Origin of the sequence: Salipiger sp. HF18 (assembly GCF_011806505.1) — a bacterium.
Lineage (GTDB): Bacteria > Pseudomonadota > Alphaproteobacteria > Rhodobacterales > Rhodobacteraceae > Salipiger > Salipiger thiooxidans.
In genome coordinates this window covers 1-3,748 of record NZ_JAATOS010000387.1, presented here as the reverse complement: position 1 = coordinate 3,748, position 3,748 = coordinate 1, and the positions used below count along the sequence as shown (strand labels likewise).

The 3,748-nt window shown below is 68.6% G+C and carries 3 protein-coding genes and 1 pseudogene; all 4 read right to left on the bottom strand.

Annotated elements, in window-relative coordinates; all coding sequences use genetic code 11:
* Positions 1-517 (bottom strand): annotated as a pseudogene (locus HC022_RS21020) (ABC transporter permease); the annotation flags it as partial.
* Complete coding sequence (locus HC022_RS21015) at positions 514-1,584, bottom strand: ABC transporter permease (RefSeq protein ID WP_254885206.1); 1,071 nt, start codon at positions 1,582-1,584, stop codon at positions 514-516. The gene HC022_RS21015 and the pseudogene HC022_RS21020, both read right to left, overlap by 4 nt.
* Positions 1,584-3,092, bottom strand: a complete 1,509-nt coding sequence (locus tag HC022_RS21010) for an ABC transporter ATP-binding protein (protein WP_167453718.1) — start codon at positions 3,090-3,092, stop codon at positions 1,584-1,586. Before HC022_RS21010 ends, HC022_RS21015 begins: the two co-directional genes overlap by 1 nt.
* A partial coding sequence (locus HC022_RS21005; RefSeq protein WP_167453717.1) for a BMP family ABC transporter substrate-binding protein occupies positions 3,093-3,748 on the bottom strand: 656 nt, incomplete at its 5' end.

Genomic DNA, 3,748 nt, shown 5'->3' with positions numbered 1-3,748 from the left:
GGGGGTTCTCGCCCACCGCTCGGATCACGAGTCCCAGCTTGGTGAAGCGCATCGCCGCCCAGATCGCCAGCGTGCCGAGCAGGCCGAGCCAGACCACCGCGTCCTGCGCGAAGAGCCCGCCAATGACCGGCAGGTCGGACAGGCCGGGGATGGCGAGCTTGGGCAGGCCGGGGACGGTCAGGCTCTCGTAGCCCTTGCCGAACAGCGCCGAGAGCCCCTGCCCCAGGATGCCGATGGCGAGCCCTGCCGCCACCTGGTTCGCCCGCACCGCCAGCGCCAGCCACGCGAAGACCAGCGAGAGCGCCGCGCTCGCGAGCCCCGCCGCCATGAAGCCCATGGCGTGGCCGCCGCTGTGGCGCACGACGATGAAGGCCACGACCGCACCCAGCGCCATCATGCCCTCGATCCCGAGGTTCAGCACGCCCGAGCGCTCCGCCACCAGCTCGCCCAGTGCCGCCAGCAGGAAGGGCATGGCCGCGGCAAGCATGCCGGCAAGGATGAAGGAGAGCGCGCTCATGCCGCGACCTCCGCCGGTCGGGCGAAACGGTAGCGGACCAGCACGATGGCCGCGAGGTAGCAGACCAGCAGCGAGCCCTGGAACACCTCGACCGCCGAAGCCGGCAGCCCGGCCGAGACCATGGCGTTGTCGCCGCCGATGTAGAGCGCCGCCATGAAGAGCGAGGAAAACACGATACCCACCGGGTGCAGCCCGCCAAGGTAGGCCACGATGATCGCCGCGTAGCCGTAGCCCGAGGCGATGCCGCGCTGGAGCTGGCCGAGCGGTCCCGCGACCTCGGCGGCGCCCGCGAGCCCCGCCGCGAAGCCGCCGATCAGCAGCGACAGCCAGACCGCGCGGCCTTCGGAAAAGCCCGCGTAGGCGGTGGCATGGGGGGCGAGGCCTCCGACCACCAGCTGGTAGCCCTGGAAGCTGCGCTGCATGTAGACCCAGGCCAGCACCGACCAGACCAGCGCGAGGATCAGCGCCACGTTGACCCGCGTCCCGGGGAAGAGCGTCGGCACCATCGCGTCCCACTGGAACATCACCGTCTGCGGGAAGTTGAAGCCCATCGGATCCTTCCACGGCCCCACCAGCAGGTAGGCCAGAAGCTGCGCCGCGATCAGGTTCATCATCAGCGTCACGAGGATTTCCGACGCGTTGAGCCGCACCCGCCAGAATGCCGGCAGCGCGGCCCAGAGCGCGCCGCCGATGGCCCCCAGCAACAGCATCAGCGGCCAGAGCCACCAGCCGGTGGCCTGCGGGAACCAGACCGGGATCGACGAGGCGAAGATCGCGCCCAGCACGAACTGCCCCTCGGCGCCGATGTTGATGACCTTGGCGCGGAAGCCGATCGCCAGCCCCTGCGCGATGAGCAGAAGCGGCGTCATCTTCAGCAGCACCTCGGCGAAGGAATTCCACGAGATGAAGGGCTCGAGCAGCATGGCGTAGAACACCGCGCCCGGGTCCTTGCCCATCAGCAGGTAGAGCACGAAGTTCAGCACGATGGCGGCCAGCAGCGCGGCCAGCGGCGCCAGCACCGCCATGCGCCGCGAGGCGGTGGTGCGGCGGATAATCCGATAGCCCATCATGGCCGCGCCCTCTCTTCCGCGCCGATCATGTAGCGGCCCACGTCCTCGACCCGGGTCTCGGACACGTCGAGCGAGGGTGACAGCCGGCCCTCGCGGATCACCTGGATGCGGTCGCAGATCTCGAACAGTTCCTCGATCTCCTCGGAGATTACCAGCACGGCGGTGCCCGCGTTGCGCAGGTCCACGAGCTTGCGCCGGATCGCGGTGGCCGCGCCGATATCGACGCCCCACGTGGGTTGCGCCACGAACAGCAGCCTCGGCCCGAGCTCGATCTCGCGGCCCACGATGAACTTCTGAAGGTTGCCGCCCGACAGCGCCCCGGCCTCGGCCTGCGGCCCCGGCGTGCGCACGTCGTAGTCGGCGATGCAGCGCGCTGTGAAGGCCTCTTCGGCGCGCCGGTCGATGAGCCCGCGCTTCACCAGCCCCAGCCGGTGCGCGGTGAGCAGCGTGTTGTCCGCCAGCGACATCTCGGGCACGGCACCGCGTCCGAGCCGTTCCTCGGGCACGAAGGCAAAGCCCAGCTTGCGGCGGGCAGCGGCACCGAGATGGCCCACCGGCTGGCCCATCATCATGACCTCGGCCCGGGCCTCTGGGTGGCGGCGGGTCTCGCCCGAGATCAGCCGGGCAAGCTCGCCCTGCCCGTTGCCCGACACCCCAGCGATGCCGAGGATCTCGCCCGCGTGAAGCTGCAGGCTCACCGACTTCAGCGAAATCTGGAACGGGTCGTCGGGCCGGTAATCAAGCCCCGCGAGCTCGAGCATCACCGGCCCCGGCGCGCGCGCCTCGAAGGGCCTGGGCGCGGGCATGTCGCGGCCGATCATCATCTGCGCAAGGTCATGCGCGTCGTGCTCGCGTGGGTCGACGTTGCCGGTGACCGCGCCGTCGCGGAGGATCGTGGCGTGGTCGCAGATCGAGCGGATCTCTTCCAGCTTGTGCGAGATGAAGAGGATCGACACCCCCCGGTCGCGCAGTTTCAGCAGTGTCTCGAAGAGTTTCTCCACCGATTGCGGCGGCAGCACCGAGGTCGGCTCGTCGAGGATCAGGAGCTTCGGGTCGGTCATCAGGCAGCGGATGATCTCGACCCGCTGGCGCTCGCCCACCGAAAGCGCATGCACATGCGCGACCGGGTCGACCTCGAGACCGTAGTCGCGCCCGAGTTCGCGGATGCGCGACGTGAGCTCGGCCTTCCGGCCCGGCACGATCAGCGAGATATTCTCGACGACCGTCAACGTCTCAAACAGGGAAAAATGCTGAAAAACCATACCGATGCCGCGCGATCTTGCCTCGGCAGGTGAAGACAGGGAGACCTTGTCCCCCTGCCAGAAGATCTCGCCCTCGTCGGGGCTCTCGACACCGTAGATGAGCTTCATCAGCGTCGACTTGCCGGCGCCGTTCTCGCCCAGGATCGCATGGATGGAGCCCTCCGCGACATCGAGGTCGATGCCGCGGTTGGCCCGCACGGTCCCGTAGGACTTGCTCAGCCCCCTGAGCGAGAGCAGCGACATTTACTTCGGCAGCGGCGTGGTCACGCCGGCGACGTGCCAGTCCATCGACACGATCGCCTCGTCGGCCAGCGTCTCGCCGTCCTCGACGCCCACCGTCTCGTCCTGCCTGACGATGCGGCCGGTGAACGGATGGAACGAGCCGTCGGCGATGGCGGCGGCGGTCTCGTCGATCCTCGCCTTGGTCTCGGCGGGGATGTCCGGGTTCCAGTCGACGATCTTCACCACTCCGTCCTCAACGCCAAGGAAGGCGTTGCGGCCCTCGAACGTGCCGTCCATGTGCGCCTTGACCGACTCGACGAAGAACGGCGACCAGTCGGTCTCGACGCAGCCGAGGTAGAAGTTCGGCGCGTTGGCCTTCATCGACGAGTTGAGGTTGAAGACGTAGGCGCCCGCCTCCTCGCAGACCGAGACCACCGAGGGCGTGTCCTGCGCGTTCGAGAAGATGACGTCGCAGCCCTGCGCCAGCAGCGCCTTGGCGGCGTCCTGCTCCTGCGCGGGGTCGAACCAGGAGTTGACCCAGACCACCGAGACCTCGACGTCGGGGTTGACCGACTGCGCGCCCAGCGCGAAGGCATTGATCGATGTGATGAGTTCGGGGATCGCGAAGGCCGAGACCGAGCCCAGCTTGCCGGTTTTCGACAGCGCCGCGGCGGCCA